The organism is Streptomyces sp. NPDC000880 (genome assembly GCF_053599675.1).
This window is the reverse complement of sequence record NZ_JBSFMS010000056.1, coordinates 1-24400: the sequence shown is the minus strand read 5'-3', so window position 1 is coordinate 24400 and position 24400 is coordinate 1. Positions and strand designations below refer to the sequence as shown.

At 70.7% G+C, this 24400-nt stretch carries 18 protein-coding genes and 1 pseudogene; 11 read left to right on the top strand and 8 right to left on the bottom strand.

Features of this window, described 5'->3' with window-relative positions; all coding sequences use genetic code 11:
- Window positions 1-4: 4 nt before the first annotated feature.
- Together ACWDO5_RS19680 and ACWDO5_RS19675 are read right to left on the bottom strand one after the other, a co-directional pair.
- The gene (locus ACWDO5_RS19680; RefSeq protein ID WP_450531599.1) at window positions 5-709 is read right to left on the bottom strand and encodes a glycerophosphodiester phosphodiesterase; all 705 of its coding nucleotides are present in this window, start codon (window positions 707-709) and stop codon (window positions 5-7) included.
- Between the two features lie 20 nt (window positions 710-729).
- The gene (locus ACWDO5_RS19675) at window positions 730-1755 is read right to left on the bottom strand and encodes an adenosine deaminase (protein ID WP_450531598.1); all 1026 of its coding nucleotides are present in this window, start codon (window positions 1753-1755) and stop codon (window positions 730-732) included.
- A 156-nt stretch (window positions 1756-1911) separates the two neighbouring features.
- Between ACWDO5_RS19675 and ACWDO5_RS19670 the strand changes: the two genes are divergently transcribed.
- Window positions 1912-2616, top strand: coding sequence for a DUF4190 domain-containing protein (locus tag ACWDO5_RS19670; protein ID WP_450531597.1), 705 nt, complete (start codon window positions 1912-1914; stop codon window positions 2614-2616).
- On the opposite strand, the gene ACWDO5_RS19665 is transcribed toward ACWDO5_RS19670, so the two are convergent.
- Window positions 2606-3163 carry an NADAR family protein gene (locus ACWDO5_RS19665; RefSeq protein WP_450531596.1) on the bottom strand — a complete coding sequence of 186 codons (558 nt, stop codon included), beginning with the start codon at window positions 3161-3163 and terminating at the stop codon, window positions 2606-2608. The genes ACWDO5_RS19670 and ACWDO5_RS19665 overlap by 11 nt on opposite strands.
- 175 nt (window positions 3164-3338) lie before the next feature.
- Between ACWDO5_RS19665 and ACWDO5_RS19660 the strand changes: the two genes are divergently transcribed.
- The 6 genes and pseudogenes from ACWDO5_RS19660 to ACWDO5_RS19635 all read left to right on the top strand — a co-directional run bounded on the left by ACWDO5_RS19660 (window position 3339) and on the right by ACWDO5_RS19635 (window position 10525).
- Window positions 3339-4853 carry a gamma-aminobutyraldehyde dehydrogenase gene (locus ACWDO5_RS19660; protein ID WP_450531595.1) on the top strand — a complete coding sequence of 505 codons (1515 nt, stop codon included), beginning with the start codon at window positions 3339-3341 and terminating at the stop codon, window positions 4851-4853.
- A gap of 72 nt (window positions 4854-4925) precedes the next feature.
- Entirely contained in the window at window positions 4926-6173 is a 1248-nt protein-coding gene (locus ACWDO5_RS19655) for an ABC transporter substrate-binding protein (protein ID WP_450531594.1), read from the top strand.
- A 38-nt stretch (window positions 6174-6211) separates the two neighbouring features.
- Window positions 6212-7363, top strand: coding sequence for an ABC transporter ATP-binding protein (locus tag ACWDO5_RS19650; RefSeq protein ID WP_450531593.1), 1152 nt, complete (start codon window positions 6212-6214; stop codon window positions 7361-7363).
- A complete protein-coding gene (locus tag ACWDO5_RS19645) occupies window positions 7360-8295 on the top strand; it encodes an ABC transporter permease (protein WP_450531592.1) in 936 nt (311 codons plus the stop codon). The genes ACWDO5_RS19650 and ACWDO5_RS19645 overlap by 4 nt, the downstream gene beginning before the upstream one ends.
- Window positions 8295-9092: an ABC transporter permease gene (locus ACWDO5_RS19640; protein WP_450531591.1), complete on the top strand. Its 798-nt coding sequence runs from the start codon at window positions 8295-8297 to the stop codon at window positions 9090-9092. The genes ACWDO5_RS19645 and ACWDO5_RS19640 overlap by 1 nt, the downstream gene beginning before the upstream one ends.
- A 20-nt stretch (window positions 9093-9112) precedes the next feature.
- A pseudogene (locus ACWDO5_RS19635) lies at window positions 9113-10525 on the top strand (NAD(P)/FAD-dependent oxidoreductase).
- A gap of 729 nt (window positions 10526-11254) precedes the next feature.
- On the opposite strand, the gene ACWDO5_RS19630 reads toward ACWDO5_RS19635, so the two are convergent.
- From ACWDO5_RS19630 to gabT, 5 genes are all read right to left on the bottom strand, one after another.
- Window positions 11255-11977: a response regulator transcription factor gene (locus ACWDO5_RS19630; protein WP_450531590.1), complete on the bottom strand. Its 723-nt coding sequence runs from the start codon at window positions 11975-11977 to the stop codon at window positions 11255-11257.
- Window positions 11974-13197: a sensor histidine kinase gene (locus ACWDO5_RS19625; protein ID WP_450531589.1), complete on the bottom strand. Its 1224-nt coding sequence runs from the start codon at window positions 13195-13197 to the stop codon at window positions 11974-11976. The genes ACWDO5_RS19630 and ACWDO5_RS19625 overlap by 4 nt, the downstream gene beginning before the upstream one ends.
- A gap of 124 nt (window positions 13198-13321) precedes the next feature.
- Window positions 13322-13837 carry a hypothetical protein gene (locus ACWDO5_RS19620; RefSeq protein WP_450531588.1) on the bottom strand — a complete coding sequence of 172 codons (516 nt, stop codon included), beginning with the start codon at window positions 13835-13837 and terminating at the stop codon, window positions 13322-13324.
- A 71-nt stretch (window positions 13838-13908) separates the two neighbouring features.
- Window positions 13909-14496, bottom strand: a complete 588-nt coding sequence (locus ACWDO5_RS19615; protein ID WP_450531587.1) for a phosphatase PAP2 family protein — start codon at window positions 14494-14496, stop codon at window positions 13909-13911.
- Window positions 14497-14872: 376 nt separating this feature from the next.
- Complete coding sequence (gabT, locus tag ACWDO5_RS19610) at window positions 14873-16207, bottom strand: 4-aminobutyrate--2-oxoglutarate transaminase (RefSeq protein ID WP_450531586.1); 1335 nt, start codon at window positions 16205-16207, stop codon at window positions 14873-14875.
- A 371-nt stretch (window positions 16208-16578) separates the two neighbouring features.
- Between gabT and ACWDO5_RS19605 the strand changes: the two genes are divergently transcribed.
- The 4 genes from ACWDO5_RS19605 to ACWDO5_RS19590 form a co-directional block, all read left to right on the top strand.
- A complete protein-coding gene (locus tag ACWDO5_RS19605; protein ID WP_450531585.1) occupies window positions 16579-18684 on the top strand; it encodes an ATP-binding protein in 2106 nt (701 codons plus the stop codon).
- Between the two features lie 100 nt (window positions 18685-18784).
- Window positions 18785-20347 (top strand): PucR family transcriptional regulator, encoded by a 1563-nt coding sequence (locus tag ACWDO5_RS19600; RefSeq protein ID WP_450531584.1) that lies wholly within the window; start codon window positions 18785-18787, stop codon window positions 20345-20347.
- A 475-nt stretch (window positions 20348-20822) separates the two neighbouring features.
- Window positions 20823-22268: an aldehyde dehydrogenase family protein gene (locus tag ACWDO5_RS19595; RefSeq protein WP_450531583.1), complete on the top strand. Its 1446-nt coding sequence runs from the start codon at window positions 20823-20825 to the stop codon at window positions 22266-22268.
- A 211-nt stretch (window positions 22269-22479) separates the two neighbouring features.
- The coding region (locus ACWDO5_RS19590) for an acyl-CoA dehydrogenase family protein (RefSeq protein ID WP_450531582.1) at window positions 22480-24400 on the top strand (1921 nt) is incomplete at its 3' end.

Genomic DNA, 24400 nt, shown 5'->3' with positions numbered 1-24400 from the left:
CGGATCAAGACGGCCTGCCGACAGGGGAGTTCGGCCGGACCGTGGAGTGCAGCGTGTCCACGCGGTTGGTGGTGATCGCATCGACGCCGTACTTCATCAGCCGGCGCATGGTGCGCCGAGTGTCCGCCGTCCAGGCCGAGACGAGCAGCCCGTCCCGGTGGATGTGATCCGTCAGCTCCCGACCGAGCAGCCCGAAACGGTAGTTGAGCCAGCGTGGCCCCACCGCGTCGAGCAGCGCGGGACGCGGCGGCGCGAGCGTCGTCCACGTCATCGCGATCTCGGCCGCGGGGTCGGCGGCCCGCACCGCGAGCATGGTTGCCGGGCCTCCGCAGTAGTACACCCGCTCGCCCGCGCCGCACTCGCGTACGGTGCCGATCACCGTACGCACCGACTCCTCCGAGGCCCCGGGCAGATCGATCATCACCCGGTGCGCGCCGACCGCGAGCAGCGCCTCGCGCAGCGTGGGCACCCCGCCCATGGTCAGCTCGTCGACCTCGGCCCGGGTGAGCTTCGCGAGCGGCCGGCCGTGACCCCACAGCCGTTTCAGTGAGTCGTCGTGCAGCAGCATGGGCACGCCGTCATGGGTGAGGCGTACGTCGACCTCCACCGCGTCCGCACCTTGCTCGATCGCCGAGCGGAGCGAGGGCAGGGTGTTCTCACGGACGCGGTACGGATCGCCGCGATGGCCCACGACTTTGACGCTGCGCATGGGCTCATTGTCGGGGCCGGTCAGCGGGCGGGCCATACGGCGGTGTACGCGTCGATCTCCGCCACGATCCGCGCCTTGCCGGCCGGGTCGAGGAAGGACGCCTCCACGGCGTTCTTCGCGAGGTCGGCCAGTCCGCGCTCGTCCAGCTGCAGCAGCCGGGCGGCGACCGCGTACTCGTTGTTGAGGTCGCTGCCGAACATCGGCGGGTCGTCGCTGTTGATGGTCACCAGCACTCCGGCCGCGACCATTTCCTTGACCGGGTGCTCGTCCAGGTCGCGGACGGCGCGGGTCGCGAGGTTCGAGGTGGGGCACACCTCCAGCGGAATCCGGCGCTCCGCGAGGTGGGCGAGCAGCTTCGGGTCCTGCGTCGCGCTGGTGCCGTGGCCGATGCGCTCGGCGCGCAGTTCGTTCAGCGCGTCCCATATCGTCTGCGGCCCTGTCGTCTCGCCGGCGTGCGGCACGGAGTGCAGGCCGGCCGCGATCGCGCGGTCGAAGTACGGCTTGAACTGCGGCCGCGGCACACCGATTTCCGGGCCGCCGAGCCCGAAGGAGACAAGGCCGTCGGGGCGCAGGTCCACCGCGAGCCGCGCGGTCTCCTCCGCGGCATCGAGACCGGCCTCGCCGGGGATGTCGAAGCACCAGCGCAGTACGACGCCGAGCTCGGCCTCGGCAGCCTTGCGGGCGTCCTCGATCGCCGCCATGAAGGCCTCCTCATCGATGCCGCGGCGGGTCGAGCTGAACGGCGTGACGGTCAGCTCGGCGTAGCGGATGTTCTGCCGGGCCATGTCGCGGGCCACCTCGAAGGTGAGCAGCCGTACGTCCTCCGGAGTGCGGATCAGGTCCACGACCGACAGATAGACCTCGATGAAGTGCGCGAAGTCGGTGAAGGAGAAGTAGTCGGCGAGCGCCTCGGGGTCGGTGGGGACCTTGGAGTCGGGGTGGCGGGCGGCCAGCTCGGCGACGATGCGCGGGGAGGCGGAGCCGACATGGTGCACATGCAACTCGGCCTTGGGGAGCCCCGCGATGAAGGGGTGCAGATCGGTCATCGGGGTCCTCCATGGGCGATGGCGTGAGCGACAGGTGCGCGACGGCGGGCACGAGGGCACGTACGACCGCCTGTTCGGGTCAGGGATCATCGTAGGGGGCCGGTTCCGGCGCGGGCCGCAGCCCGTAGCATGACCGGACCACGATGGGGGAGAACCATGTCTGACAATCAGGCCCAGCCGGGCGGGTACGAGCCCCGCGACCGCGATCCCTGGGCTCCGCCGGAGAGCAGCGCGGCACAGAACAAGGTGCCGCTGCACAAGCCCGCCGCCGCCCCGACGCCGCCGGTGTCGCCCGTGCACGACCAGCCGACGGTGACGTCGATGCCCAGCACCGGGCCCGTTGCCGACATGGGTGCCGTGCCGCCTCCCCCGATAGCCCCGGGCGGACCGGCCCAGCCCGCCGGACCGTACGGCTACCCCGCCGCCCCGAGCGCCCCGCAGCCCGGCCCCGGAGTGGGCCCGGGCGTGGGTGATCCCTACGGCGGCTACCCCGGATACCCGGGTTACCAGAACTACGGTCAGACCGCCTGGCAGCCCGGCCCGGCGAACGGCATGGGCATCACCGCGATGGTGCTCGGCATCCTCTCCGTCTGTCTGTTCTGTCTGTACGGGGTCGTCGGGATCGTCCTGGGCGTGCTCGCCCTGATCTTCGGCATCCTCGGCAGGAAGCGCGCCCAGCGGGGCGAGGCGACCAACGGCGGAATGGCTCTGGCCGGCATCATCCTCGGCTCCGTCGGCATCGTCATCGGCCTCATCGTCGTCGGCCTGCTGGCCTGGGGGATCACCGAGGCGATCAAGGAGGAGCGGAACAGGGACAACGGCTACTCCAGCTCCCTCGTGATCGACGGCGTCAGGCGTTAGCCGGACCGGCCCGCAACTCCTCACGCGCCTCCATCAGCGCGAACCCCAGCAGATTGAGCCCGCGCCAGAGCGTGGGATCCTGCGCCCGCTCGTCGTCCGCGGCCAGCCCGATGCCCCACACCCGGTCAAGAGGGCTGGCCTCGACGAGCACCCGGTCCCCCGTGGCCAGCAGAAAATCGCGCAGCTCGGCATTCTGACCGAACTTGTGCACACTGCCCGCGCGCACAATCGCGGACCGCTCTCGCTCCCATATCGCGTCGTCGAAACCGCGCACCAGCCGCCCGGCCCGCTTGGCCGCCGCCGGACTGCCCGCATCGAGTGCCTGCCGCTCGGCCGCCGCGTCCCCGAAGAGCCGCGCCTTCCCTGCCATCATCCAGTGCTCCGCCGTGGCGTACCGAACGTCGTCGACCACGAAGGGTGACGGCCACCACTGGCTCAGACAGCTTGCGCCGATGGATCCGTCCCGGCGCGGCGCATGACCCCAAAAGAACAGATACTTGATGCGCCTGTCACTGCTGACCTGCCTGATCAGCTCTTCCATCCCCATGCACGCGAGTCTGGCATCCACCACTGACACTCCGTACGGGTATTGCCGGACCGACGCGACACATGGTCGACCGATTCCGTCGCGTAACCAAAAGGCAACAACGGAATCACTTGTTGGGGAACCGGCGCTCTGTCAGGATCGGCACTCAAATCGATCTGGAACTACGGAGAGCGTCATGGGCAACCGCTTCCAGGTGCGGGACCGCTATGCGGACGGCGCACAGTTTATCGGCGGGCGGCTGCGGTCCGGCACCTCAGGACGCAAGCAGCACATCGTGAACCCCGCCACCGGCGAGACGGTCCACAGCTACGAACTGGCAGGGGCCGCCGACGTCGACGCGGCCGTTGACGCCGCCCGCGAGGCCTTCCCAGGCTGGGCGGGCGCCACCCCCGGCGAGCGCTCCGACGCCCTGCACAGCTTCGCGTCCGTCCTCGCGGACCAGGCCGCCGACCTCGCGTACGCCGAATCCCTGCAGTGCGGCAAACCGATCAAGCTCACCACCGAGTTCGACGTCCCGGGCACCGTCGACAACACCGCCTTCTTCGCCGGCGCGGCCCGCCATCTCCAGGGGCAGTCGGCCGGCGAGTACAGCGGCGACCACACCTCGTACGTACGCCGGGAGCCGATCGGTGTCGTCGGCTCCATCGCACCCTGGAACTACCCGCTCCAGATGGCCGCCTGGAAGGTCCTGCCGGCCATCGCGGCGGGCAACACCATCGTGCTGAAGCCCGCCGAGATCACCCCGTTCACCTCGCTGATGTTCGCCGAGGCGGCGAAGGAGGCCGGAATCCCCGACGGTGTCGTCAACATCGTCAACGGCGCGGGCAGGAACGCGGGCGAGCATCTGGTCGGACACCCGGACGTCGCCATGACCTCATTCACCGGCTCCACCCCCGTCGGCAAGCGCGTCGCCGAGATCGCCACCGCCACCGTCAAGCGCCTCCACCTCGAACTGGGCGGCAAGGCCCCCTTCCTGGTCTTCGACGACGCCGACCTGGAGGCCGCGGTCCACGGCGCCGTGGCGGGCTCGCTCATCAACTCCGGCCAGGACTGCACGGCCGCCACCCGCGCCTATGTCCAGCGACCCCTGTACGACGCCTTCGTCAGCGGCGTCGCCGATCTGATGGCCACCGTCCGTCTCGGCGACCCCCTCGACCCCGCCACCGACCTCGGGCCGCTCGTCTCGCACCTCCAGCGCGACCGCGTCGCGGGCTTCGTCGACCGGGCTCGCGCGTACGCCACCGTCGTCACCGGCGGCGAAGCGCCCCAGGGAGAGCTGACGAGTGGCGCGTACTACCGCCCCACCCTCGTCGCCGGCGCCGCCCGGGACAGCGAGATCGTCCAGTCCGAGATCTTCGGCCCGGTCCTCGTCGTCCTCCCCTTCGACTCCGACGACGAAGGCATCGCGCTCACCAATGACACCCCCTACGGCCTCGCCGCCTCCGCCTGGAGCCGGGACGTGTACCGCGCGAACCGTGCCACTCGCGAGATCAAGGCCGGGTGCGTCTGGATCAACGACCACATCCCGATCATCAGCGAGATGCCGCACGGCGGATACAAGGCATCCGGCTTCGGCAAGGACATGTCGATGTATTCCTTCGAGGAATACACGCAGGTCAAGCACGTGATGTACGACAACACGGCGGTAGTCAGAAAGGACTGGCACCGCACGATCTTCGGGGACCGATAGCTCTTCATCCGATTGCGGCCACCGCCGCATGGCCGCCCGACCAGCGGCCACCATCCCGAAAGGGCACAGCGCATGGAGCACAATGAGCCCGACCGCCTCTCCGCGGCCCAACTGGCCGCCGTGCGACGCAGCTTGGCGAACGGGCGAGGCGCACTCTCCCGTCGCTCGCTGTTGCGCGCGTCGGGTGTCGGCGCGCTTGCGGTCGGCGGCGCCGGCATATTGAGCGGCTGCGGAATCCCGCCCGCCAAGCGGGAGGCCGGAGCAGGTGCCTCGGACGACCACTCGGATCAGGAGAAGCTGATCAATTTCTCCAACTGGACCGAGTACATGGACATCAGCGAGGACGGGAAGAGCCGTCCCACTCTGATGGAGTTCACCAAGCGCACCGGGATCAGGGTCAAGTACACCGAGGACATCAACGACAACGTCGAGTTCTTCGGCAAGATCCAGCCGCAGCTCGCCGCGGGCCAGGACACCGGCCGCGACCTGATCAATGTGACCGACTGGCTGGCCGCCCGGATGATCCGGCTCGGCTGGGTGCAGAAGCTCGACGCGTCGCTCCTCCCGCACGCGTACGCCAACCTCTCGCCGCAGTTCCGCAGCCCGGACTGGGACCCGGGGCGTGCCTACTCCTACCCCTGGACCGGAATTCCGGCTGTCATCGCCTACAACGTGAAGGCGACCGGCGGCCGCAAGGTCGACTCCGTAACCCAGCTGCTGGACGACCCCACTCTCAAGGGCCGGGTCAGCTTCCTCACCGAGATGCGGGACACGGTCGGCCTCACCCTGCTCGACATGGGCAAGGATCCCGCCAAGGTCAACGACGCCGACTACGACGCCGCCATCAACCGGCTCCAGAAGGGCGTCGACAAGAAGCAGATCCGCCGCTTCACAGGTAACGACTACACCTCGGACCTCGACAAGGGCGACATCGCCGCCTGCGTCGCCTGGGCCGGTGACCTCATCCAGCTCCAGGTCGACAACCCGGACATCAAATTCTCGATTCCGGCCGCCGGCTACATGACGGCCACCGACAATCTGCTGGTCCCGGCGCATGCCCGGCACCAGAAGAACGCCACCCGGCTGATCGATTACTACTACGAGCTGCCCGTCGCAGCCCAACTCGCCGCGTACATCAACTATGTGACCCCGGTCGCCGGAGTCGGCCCGGAGCTCGCCAAGATCGACCCGGAGCTGGCCAAGAACCCGCTGATCATCCCGGACGAGGCCATGGCGGCCAAGTCCCACTCCTTCCGCTCGCTCTCCGCCAAGGAAGAGACGGCGTACGAAGAGAAGTTCGCCAAGCTCATCGGCGCCTGACTCCCCCTGCTCCCTTCGACACACCGGGACCGCGACCCATGACTGAAAAGACAAAGGGCGGCGACGTCCGCCTCTCCGGGATCAGCAAGACCTACGGCTCCTTCACGGCCGTCCACCCGCTGGACCTGACCGTCCCGCAGGGCTCCTTCTTCGCCCTGCTGGGCGCCTCCGGCTGCGGAAAGACCACCACCCTGCGGATGATCGCCGGACTTGAGGACCCGACCACCGGGAGCGTGTTCCTCGGCGACAAGGACGTCTCCGGCCTGCCGCCGCACAAACGCCCGGTCAACACGGTCTTCCAGAGCTATGCGCTCTTCCCGCACCTCAACATCTACGAGAACGTCGCGTTCGGGCTGCGCAGGCGCGGCATCACGTCGGTGAAGAAGCAGGTCGGCGACATGCTCGACCTCGTGGAGCTGGGCGACTTCGCGGGGCGCAAGCCGCACCAGCTCTCCGGTGGCCAGCAGCAGCGCGTAGCCGTCGCCCGCGCGCTCATCAACCACCCCCAGGTGCTGCTCCTCGACGAACCACTCGGCGCCCTCGACCTCAAGCTGCGCCGCCAGATGCAGCTGGAACTCAAGCGCATCCAGACCGAGGTCGGCATCACCTTCGTGCATGTCACCCACGACCAGGAAGAGGCCATGACCATGGCCGACACGGTCGCGGTGATGAACGGTGGCCGGGTCGAGCAGCTGGGCTCGCCCGCCGAGCTCTACGAGAACCCGCACACCACCTTCGTCGCCAACTTCCTGGGCACCTCCAACCTCATCGAGTCCGAGGTCGCCGAGAACAGCGGCGGCGAGGTCGTCGTCACGGCCGCCGACGCCAAGCTGCGCCTGCCCGCCGAGCGTTGTGCCACCCAGCCGCGCACCGGCGGAAAGCTGCTGGTCGGTGTGCGTCCGGAGAAGATCTCGCTGACGCACGCGGACGACGCGGGCACGATCGCCGAGGGCCGCAACCGGTTCACCGGCAAGATCGCGGACTCCAGCTTCATCGGCGTGTCCACGCAGTACGTCATCGACAGCCCGGTCTGTCCGGAGCTCGAGGTGTACGTACAGAACATCGAGCGTGACCCGCGGCTCGTTCCCGGGGCCGAGGTCGTCCTGCACTGGAACCCGGAGCACACCTTCGGACTCGACGCGGCTCAGGACATCGATGCCGGTGTGGAGACGGTGGAGGAGACGCCATGACCGTCACCGAGGCACCGCCCGCCTCGCCCGCCCCCCAGCCGGTCGAGCCGGTCGTCCGCAAGCAGTCCGTCCGGCGCAAGCTCGTCCCGTACTGGCTGCTGCTGCCCGGCATCCTGTGGCTGGTCGTCTTCTTCGCGTTGCCGATGATCTACCAGGCGTCGACCTCCGTGCAGACGGGCTCTCTGGAAGAGGGCTTCAAGGTCACCTGGCACTTCCAGACGTACTGGGACGCGCTGACCGCGTACTACCCGCAGTATCTGCGCTCGGTGCTGTACGCCGGCACGGCCACGATCCTGTGTCTGCTCCTCGGCTACCCGCTCGCGTATCTGATCGCGTTCAGGGCGGGCCGCTGGCGCAATCTGCTGCTGGTCCTGGTCATCGCGCCGTTCTTCACCAGCTTCCTGATCCGCACGCTCGCCTGGAAGACGATCCTCGCGGACGGCGGACCGGTGGTGGAAGTGCTGGGCAGCGTCGGCTTCCTGGACGTCACCAGCTGGCTCGGGATGACCGAGGGGAACCGGCTGCTGGCCACCCCGCTCGCGGTGGTCTGCGGTCTCACGTACAACTTCCTGCCGTTCATGGTCCTGCCGCTGTACACCTCGCTGGAGCGGATCGACCCGCGGCTCCACGAGGCGGCCGGCGACCTGTACGCGAAGCCTTCCACCATCTTCCGCAGGGTGACCTTCCCGCTGTCCATGCCGGGCGTCGTCTCCGGCACGCTGCTGACCTTCATTCCGGCCAGCGGCGACTACGTCAACGCCGAGCTGCTCGGCTCCACGGACACCAAGATGGTCGGCAACGTCATCCAGTCGCAGTTCCTGAGGGTGCTGGACTACCCGACCGCGGCCGCGCTGTCCTTCATTCTCATGGCGGTCGTCCTGATCACGGTCACTGTCTACATCCGCCGGGCCGGGACGGAGGATCTCGTCTGATGCGCTGGATACGGCACCACCTCGTGGTCATCGCGGGCCTGCTCACGCTCGCGTACCTGATCCTTCCGAACATCGTCGTGATGGTGTTCTCGTTCAACAAGCCGGCCGGCCGGTTCAACTACTCCTGGCAGGAGTTCTCCACCGACGCCTGGAAGGACCCGTGCGGCGTCGCCGACATGTGCGGCTCGCTCGCGCTGTCCCTCCAGATCGCCCTGTGGGCGACGGTCGGCGCCACCGTCCTCGGCTCGATGATCGCCTTCGCGCTGGTCCGCTACCGCTTCCGGGCGCGTGGCGCGATCAACTCGCTGATCTTCCTGCCGATGGCGATGCCCGAGGTGGTCATGGCCGCCTCGCTGCTGACCCTCTTCCTCAACCTGGGCGCGGAGCTGGGCTTCTGGACCATCCTGATCGCGCACACGATGTTCTGCCTGAGCTTCGTGGTCGTGGCGGTCAAGGCACGTGTGCTGTCGATGGACCCCCGTCTGGAAGAGGCCGCGCGTGACCTCTACGCCGGTCCAGTGCAGACGTTCGTACGGGTCACGCTGCCGATCGCAGCTCCCGGCATCGCCGCCGGCGCGATGCTCGCGTTCGCGCTCTCGTTCGACGACTTCATCATCACCAACTTCAACTCGGGCAACACCGTCACCTTCCCCATGTTCGTGTGGGGCTCGGCCCAGCGCGGCACGCCCGTCCAGATCAACGTCATCGGCACGGCCATGTTCGTCATCGCCGTACTGATCGTGGTCTTCGCCCAGTTCATCAGCAACCGGCGGAAGAAGACCGCACTACCCAAGTAGGTCCCGAAGGAGTGGAAACCATGGCCCCAGCTGCCATGACCTTTGCCTCATCACTCTCCGACGCCCAGCCCGTCTCCTATTGGCTGGACGACCCCGCGAAGCCCGGCGCGCTCCCCGCGCTCACCGGTGACGAACACTGCGACCTCCTCGTCGTCGGCGGAGGCTACAGCTGACTGTGGACCGCGCTGCTGGCCAAGGAGCGCGACCCCGGCCGGGACGTCGTACTGATCGAAGGGCGCGAGGTGGGCTGGGCCGCCTCGGGCCGAAACGGCGGCTTCTGCGCCGCCTCCCTCACCCACGGCTTCGGCAACGGACTCGCCCGCTGGCCCGGTGAGCTGGCCAGACTGGAGGAACTCGGTGACCGTAACCTCGACGCCATCGAGGCCGCGGTCAAGGCGTACTCCATCGACTGCGACTTCGAGCGTACCGGTGAGATCGACGTCGCCACCGAGCCCTACCAGGTCGACGAGCTTCACGAGATGTACGAGGAGGCGACCCGGCTCGGCTTCGACGGCCTCGAACTCCTCGACCAGGACGCGGTACGCGCCGAGGTGAACTCCCCGACCTTCCTCGGCGGTCTGCGGAGCCGGCGCGGGGTCGCCATGCTGCACCCCGCCAGGCTCGCCTGGGGTCTCAAGCAGGCCTGCCTGGACCTCGGAGTACGCGTCTACGAGAACACCCAGGGCCTCGAACTCGGCTCGTCCGGTGCCGGAATGATGGTCCGCACGCCGTACGGCCGGGTCCTCGCCCGCCGCGTCGCGCTCGGCACCAACGTCTTCCCGTCGCTGGTCAGGCGGGTGCGCGCGTACACCGTCCCGGTCTACGACTATGCCCTGATGACCGAACCGCTCAGCGCTCAACAACTCGCAGAGATCGGCTGGAAGCGGCGGCAGGGGCTCGGCGACAGTGCCAACCAGTTCCACTACTTCCGGATCACCGCCGACCACCGCATCCTGTGGGGCGGCTACGACGCGATCTATCCGTACGGCGGCAAGGTCAGCGCCGAGATGGACCACCGGCCGCAGACCTATCTGAAGCTCGCAAGCCACTTCTTCCACTGCTTCCCGCAGTTGGAGGGCCTGCGCTTCAGCCACGCCTGGGGCGGCGCGATCGACACCTGCTCGCGCTTCTCCGCCTTCTTCGGCACCGCGCACGGCGGCAAGGTCGCCTACGCCACCGGATATACGGGCCTGGGCGTCGGCGCCACCCGCTTCGGCGCGGACGTCATGCTCGACCTGCTCTCCGGCGAGCGCACCGAGCGCACCGAGCTGGAGATGGTGCGCAGCAAGCCGCTGCCGTTCCCGCCCGAGCCCGTCGCCTGGGCAGGCATCTGCCTCACCAAATGGTCCCTGGCCAGGGCGGACGCCAACGGCGGCCGCCGCAATGCGTGGCTGCGGGCGATGGACAGGCTCGGCCTCGGCTTCGACAGCTAGAGGTGACGCGGTTCACGGCCAACTGATAGCCGAAACCCGTGTAGTCCCAAGCGCCCGCCTGAAGCCGGGTTCGACACCCCTTACTCCTCCGGCTCGTCGGCGATGACCGGGAAGCGGCGCCGGGTTCAGAAACAGGTTGTCAAGCCCTGAGGAGCGTTTGGGCTGATGGCCAGTGCGGTGGAAGGGCCGGGATGTGCTGGCGTGGGGTGCCACGACGGCGATGGATGTGCGGCATCTGACGTATCAGCAGTGGCGGTTCTTCAAACAAGTCGGGGATGCGGCTGCCTGCCGGATGACCGGGCGGACCGGGGCTTTCGCGGGCGGGCGCCGTTGCGCAACAGCGCGGCGGCCGAGCCGGCGGTGACCACGGGGATGCGGCTGCGGTGCCTGCCCAGGGATGTGCAGGTGCAGGACGCGACGCTGCGAGAACTGGATCTGTACCGGCGCACGGAGCGGGCCGCCGTGGTGAAAGGCTCCGCCAGGACGCTGAGGCGGCATCGCGCAGAGCTGTTCGTCGTCGACGACGTGGACACCCGCCAGATGCGGCTGGGCGGAATCCTGCACGGCCGCCGACGGTCTTTCCGCATCGCGGAGATGGACGCAGGGCTGCGGCGGATCATGGTGATCGAAGGGGAGCGGGGTCTGGAGTCGATGGCCTTGTTCGTCGGCCGTGGCGGCCGGATGCCGAGCAAGCAGCGGTGGGAGCAGTTGGCTGGCGGGGGGCGCGGCTCAGGAGTGGTCGGTCAGGCTGTTGCGATAGGCGTAGCGCACGGCCTGGGCCCGGTCCCTCGCGCCGATCTTCGCGAAGATCCGGTTGATGTGCGTCTTCACCGTGGCGTGGCTGACGACGAGCCGGGCGCAGATCTGCGCGTTGGACAGGCCTTCGGCGATGAGCGTGAGCACCTCGGCCTCACGCGGGGTCAGGCCGTCGGGCAGCGGGCCGGCCCCCCGCTCTTCGGGGCCCTGCGTGCGGGGTGCGGCCGCCGACGCGGCGCCGCCGGGCTGGAGGGCCGCGACGAGGCGGGCCTGGACCACGGGGTCGAGCCAGGTGCGGCCGCCGTGCAGGTTGCGGATCGCCGTCTCGACCTCGTCACCGTCCGCTTCCTTGGTCAGGTAGCCGCGCGCACCGGCCCGCAGCGCCGGGAAGACCGAGTCGTCGTCCGCGTAGGTGGTCAGCACGAGCACCGCGCTGTCCGGGACCTGCTCGCGCAGGACCGAGGTCGCCGCGACGCCGTCGAGCACCGGCATGTTCAGATCCATCAGCACCACGTCGGGGCGCAGCCGCTCGGCGAGAGCCACCGCCTCAGCGCCGTCGCGGGCCGCGCCGACCGCCTCGATGCCGTCCAGCGTGCCGATCAGCAGGACCAGCCCGTCGCGCACGATGCGCTGGTCGTCCGCGATCAGGACCCTGATCTTCTTGCCGCCGGGGCTCGTCTCGCCGGGTTCCGTCACGCGGGGATCTCCATCCGTACTCTCCATCCGTCCGGGGCCGGCCCCGCGCTCGCGCTGCCGCCGACCTCGGTCAGCCGCTCACGCATGCCGGTCAGGCCCAGGCCGGAGCCACCGGCCAGCGCCGCCGGGGCGGGGCCCGGCCCGGTGCGCCGGTCCTCGATCGTCAGGGTGGTGGCCTGCGGTTCGTAGCAGAGTGTCACCGTGGTGCGCGCGCCGCGCGCGTACCGGGCCGCGTTGGTCAGCGCCTCCTGCGCGCCGCGGTACAGCGCGAGGCCCGCGTCGGCGGGCAGGGCGCGCCGGGTCCCGGTGACGGTCATCGTCGCGTCGAGCTCCAGGTCCACGCGGTAGCGCTCGACCAGCTCGGGCAGGCGGTCCAGCGAGTGCAGCCGGTCCCCGCGCAGCGCGCCCACGGCCCGGCGCGCGTCGCCCAGCCCCTCCTTGACCAGCTTCCCGGCCCGGTCCAACAGCTCCCGCAGGTCCTCGCCGGCCTCGTCGCGCCGCGCCATCCGGCGCGCGGCCTGCACCTGGATGGCCAGTCCGGAGAGGGTCTGGGCGAGCACGTCGTGCAGGTCTTGGGCGATGCGGGTGCGCTCGGCCAGCGCGGCCGCCTCGGCCTGCGCGTCTCGGGCGTCCTCCAACTGCGCAAGCAGCAGTGCCGCGCGTTCCTCGTTGTCGCTCGCCTGCCGCATGCTGATCGCCATGAGGGCGAGGACCGCGCAGAACAGCAGCTGGCTGATCAGGTTGGCCACGCTGCCGTCCGTCCCGGCGAGGGCGGCGCCGACCAAGCCGCTCATCAGGACGCTGCCGAGCACGACGGCCGGCAGCGGCCGCAGCACGAGGAAGGCGGTCAGCACCGCCACCGACGGCGGGAGGGTGGACATGGAGCCGGGCTGGATGATGCCGAGCGCGAGCCCGAACCCCCCGACCAGCAGACAGAACACGATGCACGGGACAGGGGCCACCACCTGCCAGAGACCCGAGGCGACGGCGGCCAGCGGCAGCAGGCAGCCGGCGAGCACCAGGGCGACGCCGAGGTGCGCCCCGCTCCCGCCGGGCGCGGGCTTGGCGTCCAGGGACTGGACGGCGATGGCGGCCAGGATGCCCCACAAAACGGGTCGCAGACGCTGGCTCCTGCGCTCGCGCCGGTCCCGGGCGTGGGCCAGCGCCACGGCCAGCCGCGGACTGACAGCGACCGGCGGGTCGTCCGGGGAATCCGTCATGCTGTGAAGGATAGGGGCGCGGCGAGGGGCCGGATCAACGGCCGCCGACCCGGGTCCGGGGATGTGGGTCCAGGCCGGCGAGCGGGTCCAGTGCGGGGCGCGCGGCAGGGCCGGCCTCACGGGCTCAGGCCTGGGCCGGCGCGGGGCCGGTCGCGGAGCCCTGGCGTGCCTTGATGCGCACCACGGCGAGCCGGCACAGGACCTGCGCCAGGGCCATCAAGAGCAGCGCGGCGGTCCAGGCGGCGGAACCGGTGATCAGGTTGTCGCGGCTGAACTGCGCGATGCTGTCGGAGCCGCTGTGGGTGGCCCAGTACTCGAATCCGGCGCGCGAGGCCATGCCGACGATCCACAGGAGCGCGGCGACCGCCCCGGCCTTGGCGAGCGGGACGCCGTCCGAGGCGAGGCTCAGGCGGGTGGCCGCGCCGCAGGCGACGCCCAGGACCGCGCCGGCGACGACGCCGATGACCTCGAGCCGGACGTCGTGCCCCTGGGTCGGGAAGGACTTGAGGTAGTACGCGGCCGCGGCGGCGACGGCCACCACCGGCAGCAGCGCGTTGCGCAGCGTCTGGCGGGTGCCACGGATCTGCGGGATCACGAGGAGGATAAGGGCCGCGGAGATGAGGTAGTCAGTCGTCGTCATGGCTATGAGCTTGCCGTTCGCGGCGCCGCGCAGCGTCGGCCGCAGGGTTGGCCCGCGGGTTGGCTCCGGCGTCAACCCAGGGGTTGACGCGGGGAAGCGCTCCGAGAGGCCTTGCTCCGACGCCTACGGATGGAGTTGACGATCAGCAGCATCCCGCACAGGAACAAGCTGCCGATGACGTCCAGCGGCCAGTGATAGCCGCGCAGGACGAGTCCGATGCCCGTCGCCAGGGTCAGCACCACGGCGACGGGCATCGCCCATCTGCGTCTGAGATACGGGGTGATGAGCATCGCCGCGCCGCAGTAGGCCACCATCGCGGTCGCCGTATGGCCGGAAGGGTAGAAGCCGGTCGCCTCGGTGAGCGGGCCCTGGCGGTCGATCAGGGTCTTCAGGGGCGCGACGAGCGCGGGAACGGCGGCCATGGCAAGGGTGGCGTACAGCGCCTCGGCCCGGTGGCCGCGCCACACTGCGTACGCGATTGCCGCGCCCAGAACTGGCAGCGCGACCTGCATACTGCCCAGGTCGGCCAGCAGACCGGTCAGCATCCGGGGCCCGCGGCCGGCGATTCTGAGCCCGACGCGTTCGTCCAGGGACCGCAGCGGTCCGTCCGCGGCCACCTGCCAGGTGATCACCGCGAAGACGACGGCGTACAGCGCCACAAGCGACCCGGAAAGAAGAGAAGCCGGCCGCCTCGGAACCGGGGGGGTGGTTCCGGGGCGGCCGGCCGGACCGGTTTGCCGCGCGCCCCGGGGGGTCTGGGGCGGGCGGCCATCCGATCGGTGAGGAGTTCCGGAGCCAGAAGCTCCAGTGGTGTGCGCGAGGGCACGACCAAGGCGAGGCTGGGGAGGCTCCGCCCTGGCGTCGCCCGCAGTCCCCTGCGAGCGGGGTGTTTCTCTCATCTGTAAAAACCGTACGGCAGGGGCCGGGGGACCGACAGGCGGATCTCCATCCCGCCATCGCCCCCCCACACCTTCTTCACAGGCCCCGACTGTTCCTCTTGATCGGACGTCGGTCGGACGTCGGTCGGACGTTTGGTCACACGCCGACGAAGGCCTGCTCGATGATGTCCAGACCCTCGTTGAGCAGGTCCTCGCCGATCACCAGCGGAGGCAGGAAGCGGAGCACATTGCCGTACGTGCCGCAGGTGAGGACCAGCAGCCCCTCGGCGTGGCAGGCCTTGGCGAGCGCGGCGGTGGCGGCCGGGTTCGGCTCCTTGGAGTCGCGGTCCTTGACCAGCTCGATCGCGATCATCGCGCCGCGGCCGCGGATGTCGCCGATGATGTCGAGCTTCTCGGCCATCGCGGTGAGCCTGCCCTTCATGACCTCCTCGATGTGCTTCGCCCTGCCGTTGAGGTCGAGCTCCTTCATGGTCTCGATGGCGCCGAGCGCGCCGGCGCAGGCCACCGGGTTGCCGCCGTAGGTGCCGCCGAGGCCGCCCGCGTGCGGGGCGTCCATGATCTCGGCGCGGCCGGTCACGGCGGCGAGCGGCAGACCGCCGGCGATGCCCTTGGCGGTGGTGATCAGGTCCGGGACGATGCCCTCGTCCTCGCAGGCGAACCACTGGCCGGTGCGGCAGAAGCCGGACTGGATCTCGTCCGCGACGAACACGATCCCGTTGTCCTTCGCGAACTGCGAGATCGCGGGCAGGAAGCCCTTGGCCGGCTCGATGAAGCCGCCCTCGCCGAGGACTGGCTCGATGATGATCGCGGCGACGTTCTCGGCGCCGATCTGCTTGTTGATCATGTCGATGGCCTGCGCGGACGCCTCGGCACCGGCATTCTCGGGACCGGTCAGCCAGCGGTAGCCGTACGCCACGGGCACCCGGTAGACCTCGGGTGCGAACGGCCCGAAGCCCTGCTTGTACGGCATGTTCTTGGCGGTCAGCGCCATCGTCAGATTGGTCCGGCCGTGGTAGCCGTGGTCGAAGACGACGACGGCCTGGCGCTTGGTGTAGGCACGGGCGATCTTCACGGCGTTCTCGACGGCCTCTGCGCCGGAGTTGAACAGCGCGGACTTCTTCGCGTGGTCGCCCGGCGTCAGCTCGGCGAGCGCCTCGGCGACCTCGACGTACCCCTCGTAGGGCGTGACCATGAAACAGGTGTGGGTGAAGTCGGCGAGCTGTGCGGACGCGCGGCGTACGACGGCCTCGGCGGAGGCGCCGACGGAGGTCACGGCGATGCCGGAGCCGAAGTCGATGAGGCGGTTGCCGTCCACGTCCTCGATGACACCGCCGCCGGCGCGCGCGGTGAACACGGGCAGCACGGACCCCACACCGCCGGCGACCGCGGCGGTACGGCGGGCCTGCAGCTCGATCGACTTCGGGCCGGGGATGGCGGTGATGACGCGGCGCTCCTGCGGGATTGCGGTCATGAGGGGCTCCTGGGGGTGTTCCGGACGCTACTTCTCCTTCTCCGCAGGCTAGGCGCGTCAGAGGGGGCCGGGCATGCGCCGTTCGGGAGTGTTCGGGGTGTGTCGTTGTCCGCGCCGGACATAGGTGGGCGGCGGCTTGGGGCGGGCGGGTCCGGGTGCGCGTTGCCGGGCGGAGGGGCCCCGGCCTGGCGCGATACCACCGGGGTCGGTGCTGTGTCTTTCCTGGGACAACCCCTGACCACGGCCGAGAAGCAGGGCAGCAGGCACTGGCTGGACCGCCCGCGCGAGGTGAATCAGTGAACTACCCGGGCAGGGGCACTAGATTGACGGGTGCACAGAGCGGGCCTGGTTGGTCAGGGGGGCAGCGGTTCATGGATTCCGAAGGCACATTCGACGCACGCGGCACGCGGCCCAACCCGGTGCCACGGCCGGCGAGGCTACCGGTCGTCCCCGGGATCCCCGCCGTCCCCGGCCACGCGCCCACTACCCGCCCCGCCGTCGTCGACTGGCTCCGCACCCCGCGCCCCGCCGCCGACCCCGGCATCTGGCGCCTCGGCCACCGCGCCCGCCCCGAGGAGGAGCCCGAGCTCGTCCCGGCCCGCCGCCTCTTCGTCGGCGCCCTCATCGCACTGCTCAGCGGCTGGCTGCTGTGGTCGCTCCTGTGGAACGGCTATCTCGGCAGCTACTGGATCTGGCCGCTCCTCGTCCTGACCCCCGACTCCTGGCGCTCCGACCCGCCGACCTGGGCCACGGCCAGCTACATCTACTACGCGATCGTCGGCGGCGCCCTGCTCGTGTTCTTCGCCCGGATCGGCCACGTACCGGAGATCTGGCACCGCTATGTGCGCCGCGCCGACAAGCCGGTCACGGCCCCGGCGCCCCCCCCGGAGGCCGACCCCGCCGACTGGCCCGAGCTGCGCGCGGCCGGCCTGAACGACGCGGCGCAGAGCCTCGCCGAAGCCACCCGCTCGGGCGCGCTCGGCGATGTCGACTACACACGGATCCGGCGCGCCTGGCAGGGCGTCCACGCCCGTCCTGAACGGCTCGTCGCCTTCACCGACACGGTGCGCAAGCACGGCCCGGCCGCCTGCGCCCACCCCTCCGGCGTTCGCGACCTGCCCGTCCGCACCGCCACCCACGACCTGGCCACCGCACAGGTCAAGATCGGCACCGCCGTCGACGACCCTCGCAACCCCTACGCCCGCCGCACCACCGGCGTTGCCCTTGAACCCGCCCTCCTCGGCACCTCGCTGCTCGCCGTCGGGCCCTCCGGGTCCGGCAAAAGCGTGCGTCTTGTGCGGCCCGTCGTCGAGTCGATGTGCCTGCTCGCGATCGCCAACCGTGCGGCCGTCGTCGCCGTCACGGCGTACGGCACCGGCCTCGCCCCCGACGACGCCTTCGACCTCGTCATCGGCGTCGGCCGCCCCGACTCCACCCACGACCTCGACCTCTATGGCGGTGCCGACGACCCCGACGAGGCCGCCCGGATGCTCGCCGAAGCCCTCGTCGGGGATGTCGCCGCCACTCTCCCCGGCGGTGACAGCCGGCGCGCCGCCACCGCGCTGGCCCAGCTGATCGGGCCGTACCAGTGCGTCCACGGGCACTTCCCCGCCGTACCCGAGCTGCGTGAGCTGCTCGGCGCCGTGCCCGCCGCGGTCGGCGCGCTGCGCACCGCCCTGGAGGCCGCCGCCGACCCCGGTGCCGCCGCCCAGCTACGTGAACTGGACGCCAGGGAGCGGCAGTCGGCCCGTGCCGACGACATCGGCGTACTGCTCGCCGAGCGGATTTCCTTCCTGGACCGGCCCGCGTTCGCGCACTTCTTCCGTACTGATGGCGGCGGCCGGCAGTTCTCGTTGCGCGCCATCGAGCACCCGCTGCGGGTCCGCGTCGACCTTCCCGAGCGCGGCCACGCCGAGGCCTCGCGGATCATCGCGCGCCTGGTTCTCGCCCAGTTCACCGAGGCCGCGCTGACCCGCTCCGACCGGTCGCTGTTCGCCGCTCTCGTTCTGGACGACGCGACCTACACCGTCACCGCCGACTCGGTGCGTGCGGTGCAGCGGCTGCGCTCCGCCAACGCCGGCGTGGTCTTCGCGCTGCGCACTCTGGAGGATGTGCCTGAGCCGCTGCGCGGCCCGCTGCTCGGCGCGGTCGGCTGCCGGATGGCGTTCGCCGGGCTCGCGCCCTGGGACGGAGGCCGGTTCGCCGAGACCTGGGGCACTGAATGGGTGCAGACCCGGGACGTCACCAACCGGCAGATCATCTCCGACGAGCCCCTCACCAAGGCGCTGCACATGATGCGCCGTCTGGTCACCGGTAAGACGGCCACCGCCGAGGCGATCACCGTGCGGGAGGTCGAGCGGGCCCGCTGGTCGGCGTCCGACCTCGCGCACGCCGTGCCTGCCGGGCACGCGGTGCTTTCGCTGACGACCGTACGGGGCGAGCACGCGCCGCCCCTTCTGGTGGATCTGAGGACCTGACCCGAGCCACGCACTGCTACGCCCTGGCAGAATCGATGTACGCCGTTCATACGGGACGGCGAAATCATCGCTCCGCCTGTTTGAAGGGCCTACGGTCCCCATGCCGCCCACGCTTGCCTCGCTCGTCCAGCACTCGGCGCTCAAACTGACCGTGCGCGCCGGGGAGGACCGGCTCGAGACGCCCGTGCGCTGGGCGCATGTCAGCGAACTCGCCGACCCCGTGCCGTACATGGAGGGCGGCGAGCTGCTGCTCGTCACGGCGATGACCCTGGAGGCCGAGGACCGCGAGGCGATGCGTCGCTATGTGCGCAGGCTGGTGGGCGCGGGCGTCGTCGGGCTCGGTTTCGCGGTCGGCGTGTACTACGACGACATTCCGGACGCGCTCGTCGAGGCCGCGAAGGAGGAGGACCTTCCGCTCCTCGCCGTACCGCGCCGGACCCCCTTCCTCGCCATCAGCAAGGCGGTCTCCGCCGCGATCGCCGCCGACCAGTACCGCGCGGTGACGGCCGGTTTCGAGGCGCAGCGGGAGCTGACGCGGGCCGCGCTCGCCGAGGGTCCCGCCGCGGTCGTCGGCCGCCTCGCCGCGCACGTCGAGGGCTGGGCCGCGCTGTACGACGCGTCCGGCGCCGTCGTCGCGGCAGCGCCCGAATGGGCCGCGCGGCGGGCCGCCCGGCTCACCGCCGACGTGGAGCGGCTGCGCGAGCGGTCCGCGCCCGCGAGCGCGGTGGTCGGCGACACCGACGACGACCGGGTCGAACTGCAGTCGCTGGGCACCGGGCGGCGGGTGCGCGGCGCGCTGGCCGTCGGCACCGGAGCGCCGCTCGGCACCGCCGAGCGGTACGCCGTGCACTCCGCCGTCGCCCTGCTGACCCTCTCCACGGAGCGCTCCCGCTCGCTCCAGGAGGCGGAACAGCGGCTCGGCGCGGCGGTGCTGCGCATGCTGCTCTCCGGCCAGCAGGACCATGCGCGCGCGGTCGCCGGAGATCTGTACGGCGGGCTGCTCGACGCACCCTTCCGGCTGCTGATCGCCGAGCCCGCGGGTGAGCCCGACCCGGCCGCCGAGCACCCGCTCCAGGCCTTCGCCGAGTCGTTGGAGTCGGCGGCGGCCAGGGCCGGGGAGCCGCTGCTCGGCGTGCCGGACATGGATGACCGACTGGTGGTGCTGGCCGCGGACGGCGGTGCGGTCGTCGCGGCCTGCACCGCGGCGTACGCGGAGAAGGAGGCCGAGGACGCCGAGGTGGTCGTCGGGCTCTCCGCGCCGACCGGGCCGATAGCTGCCGCGGGCGCGTACAAACAGGCCGAACAGGCGCTCTCGGTCGCCCGGCGGCGCGGCCGCGCCCTCGTCGAGCACGAGGAACTTGCCGCCGGATCGGTCCTCCCGCTGCTCGCCGACGACGCGGTGCGCGCCTTCGCCGACGGCATGCTGCGCGCACTGTACGAACACGACGCGACCGGCCGCGGCGACCTGGTGGCCTCCCTGCGCGCCTGGCTCTCGCGCCACGGCCAGTGGGACGCGGCAGCCGCCGACCTGGGAGTACACCGCCATACGCTGCGCTACCGGATGCGCCGGGTCGAGGAGATTCTGGGCCGCTCGCTGGACGACCCGGACGTGCGTATGGAGCTGTGGCTGGCCCTGAAGACGACGTCGGCGGCGTCCGAATAGGGCACCTGGGCGAGGCGCCCGCTCCGTGCGGCTGCCGCCGCTCCGAAGCCGTGGCGGCAGCGCGCCGCGCAGCAAGCTCGCCGGAGAGCCGGGGGCCGGCCTGCCTTACCGGGCGCGGCTGGGAGCTTGGGTCCTGCCCCGTCGGGGAGACACGCCTGCTCCGTGCGGCTGCCGGGCATTGAGGCCGCGGCGTCTGCGCGCCGCGCAGCAGGCGCCCCCGGGCGTTTGCGGGCATGCCCCACGCGCGGTAGCTGCGGCGCCGCGGGCGGGCCTGGGGCCGTGGGGGAGTTGCGGGCCCCGGGGCAAGCGCCGGCTCCCCGGCTGCGGGCCCGCCCCCGAAATGAGCCCGCTCCCCGCCAATTTGGCGCGCCCGCCCACCCCCACACTCCACGCCGGACAAACGACTCTCCGCCCCCACGGTCCTACGGTGGGGCGGAGACAACCCCCACTACTTCGGAAGGGCCGGGACCCGCACATGACTTCCACTCACGCCTTCTGGCTCGCCGGCCGCCAGGCCACCGGCGAGGCAACCTTCGACGTCACCTCCCCCTGGGACGGCCGCCTCGTCGGTCAGGTCTCCGTCCCCACCGACGCCCAGGTCGAGGCGGCCGTCGCCGCCGCACACGCCGTGCGGGACGAGTTCGCGGCCACCCCGGCCCATGTCCGCGCCGCCGCCCTCGACCACGTGTCCCGCCGCCTCGTCGAGCGCACCGAGGAGATCGCCCAGCTGATCTCCGCCGAGAACGGCAAGCCGGTCAAGTGGGCCCGCGGCGAGGTCGGCCGCGCCGTCTCCGTCTTCCGCTTCGCGGCCGAGGAGGCCCGCCGCTTCAACGGCGGCGAGGCCCAGCGCCTGGACACAGACGCCGGCGGAGTCGGCCGGCTCGCGCTGACCCGCCGCTTCCCCAAGGGCGTCGTCCTTGGCATCGCGCCGTTCAACTTCCCGCTGAACCTCTGCGCCCACAAGATCGCCCCGGCGATCGCGGTCGGCGCGCCGATCATCCTCAAGCCCGCCCCGGCGACCCCGCTGTCCGGGCTGATCATCGGCGAGCTGCTGGCCGAGACGGAGCTCCCCGCGGGCTCTTGGTCGGTGCTCCCGGTCCCGAACGACAAGATGCCCGCCCTCGTGCAGGACGAGCGCCTGCCGGTGATCTCCTTCACCGGCTCCGACAAGGTCGGTTACGCGATCATGGACTCGGTGCCGCGCAAGCACTGCACCCTGGAGCTGGGCGGCAACGGCGCGGCCGTCGTCCTCGGAGACTTCGCCGGCGTGCAGGACCTGGACTGGGCCGCGACCCGTATCGCCACCTTCTCCAACTACCAGGGCGGCCAGTCCTGTATCTCCGTGCAGCGTGTGATCGCCGACGCCACGGTCTACGACCGTCTGCTGCCGAAGATCGTCGCGGCCGTAGAGGCCCAGGTCACCGGCGACCCGTCAGACTCCGCCACCGACGTCGGCCCGCTGGTCAGCGAGGACGCCGCCAAGCGCGTCGAATCCTGGGTGGATGAGGCGGTCCAGGCGGGCGCGAAGCTGCTGGCCGGCGGCAAGCGCGACGGCGCGTCCTACGCGCCCACCGTCCTCGCCGACGTCCCCGCGGACTCCACCATCGCCTGTGAGGAGGTCTTCGGACCCGTTCTCACGGTCAAGAAGGTCGACGGCGAGGCCGAGGCCTTCGCGGCCGTCAACGACTCCAAGTACGGACTGCAGGCAGGGGTGTTCACGCATGACGTGCAGACCGCCTTCCGCGCCCACCGGGCCCTCGAGGTCGGCGGCGTGATCATCGGCGATGTGCCGTCGTACCGCGCGGACCAGATGCCGTACGGCGGCGCCAAGGCGTCCGGCGTCGGCCGCGAGGGTGTGCGCTACGCGATGGACGACTACACGTACGAGCGAGTGCTGGTCCTCACCGGTCTGGCGCTGTAACGCCCGTACGCCACGGACGACGGCCGGAGCCCACTGTGCGGGGGCTCCGGCCGTCGCCGTAGCTCCGTCGCCGTAGCTCCACTGCCGTACGGAGACTGGTGGAGAGGGCTGGAATCGGGTACTACGGACGAGTAGCACCGGTCGGTACAGCGCGCCCCCGCGCCCTGGCCGAAGCCCTGGAAGACCCCCGACTCGCGGCGAGGTGAGCCTCATGTCCGCTCCACTCCAGAAGACCCAGCCACCGAAGGTCAGTGAGCGCGAAGCACGACAGGTCGCCGAGGCCGCGCGCGAACAGGACTGGCGCAAGCCAAGCTTTGCCAAGGAGCTGTTCCTGGGCCGCTTCCGCCTCGATCTGATCCATCCGCATCCGATGCCCGCAGGTGAGGACACCCGGCGGGGCGAGGAATTCCTCACGAAACTCCGCGACTTCTGTGAGACGAAGATCGACGGCGCGCTCATCGAGCGCGAGGCGCGGATCCCCGACGAGGTGATCAACGGGCTCAAGGAGCTCGGCGCGCTCGGCATGAAGATCGACATCAAGTACGGCGGCCTCGGCCTCACCCAGGTGTACTACAACAAGGCGCTGGCCCTGGTCGGCTCCGCGAACCCGGCGCTGGGCGCTCTGCTCTCCGCCCATCAGTCGATCGGCGTACCACAACCTCTGAAGATCTTCGGCACGCAGGAGCAGAAGGACGCGTTCCTGCCGCGCCTCGCCCGTACCGACATCTCCGCCTTCCTGCTCACCGAGCCGGATGTCGGCTCCGACCCCGCCCGCCTCGCCACCACAGCCGTCCCGGACGGGGACTCGTACATCCTCGACGGCGTCAAGCTCTGGACGACGAACGGCGTCGTCGCCGACCTCCTCGTCGTCATGGCCCGCGTCCCCAGGTCGGAGGGTCGCAAGGGCGGCATCACCGCCTTCGTCGTCGAAGCGGCGAGCGAGGGCATCACCGTCGAGAACCGCAACGCGTTCATGGGCCTGCGGGGCCTCGAGAACGGCGTCACCCGCTTCCACCAGGTGCGCGTCCCCGCCGCGAACCGCATCGGCCCCGAGGGCGCCGGCCTCAAGATCGCCCTCACCACCCTCAACACCGGCCGTCTCTCGCTGCCCGCTATGTGCGTCGGCGCCGGCAAGTGGTGCCTGAAGATCGCCCGAGAGTGGTCGGCTGTCCGGGAGCAGTGGGGCAAGTCGGTCGCGCAGCACGAGGCCGTCGGCACCAAGATCTCCTTCATCGCCGCGACCACCTTCGCCCTCGAAGCGGTCGTCGACCTCTCCTCGCAGATGGCCGACGAGAACCGCAACGACATCCGCATCGAAGCGGCGCTCGCCAAGCTCTACGGCTCCGAAATGGGCTGGCTGATGGCCGACGAGCTGGTCCAGATCCGTGGCGGCCGCGGCTTCGAGACGGCGGAGTCCCTCGCGGCTCGCGGTGAACGGGCCGTTCCCGCCGAGCAGATGCTGCGCGACATGCGCATCAACCGCATCTTCGAGGGCTCGACCGAGATCATGCATCTGCTGATCGCCCGCGAGGCGGTCGACGCCCACCTCGCCGTGGCCGGCGACATCATCGACCCCGACAAGCCCCTGTCCGCCAAGGCGAAGGCGGGCGCGAACGCCGCGGCCTTCTACGCCCGCTGGCTCCCCAAGCTGGTCACGGGACCGGGCCAACTCCCCCGTACGTACAACGAGTTCCACCCGGCCGGGCTTCCGGACCTCTCCGGGCATCTGCGCTACGTCGAGCGCTCGGCCCGCAAACTCGCGCGCTCCACGTTCTACGCGATGTCCCGCTGGCAGGGCCGGATGGAGACCAAGCAGGGCTTCCTCGGCCGGATCGTCGACATCGGCGCTGAGCTGTTCGCGATGAGCGCGGCCTGCGTACGCGCCGAACTGCTGCGCACCACTGGGGAACACGGCCGCGAGGCGTACCAACTGGCCGACGTCTTCTGCCGCCAGTCCCGCATCCGCGTCGAAGAGCTCTTCACCCGGCTGTGGTCCAACACCGACGACCTCGACCGCAAGGTCGTGGACGGCGTCCTGTCAGGCCCGGGTGCGGGACGTCGACGGAACCTGGCGCGATCTCACCGAGTCGGTGAACGAGATGGCCGGGAACCTCACCCGTCAGGTGCGCGCG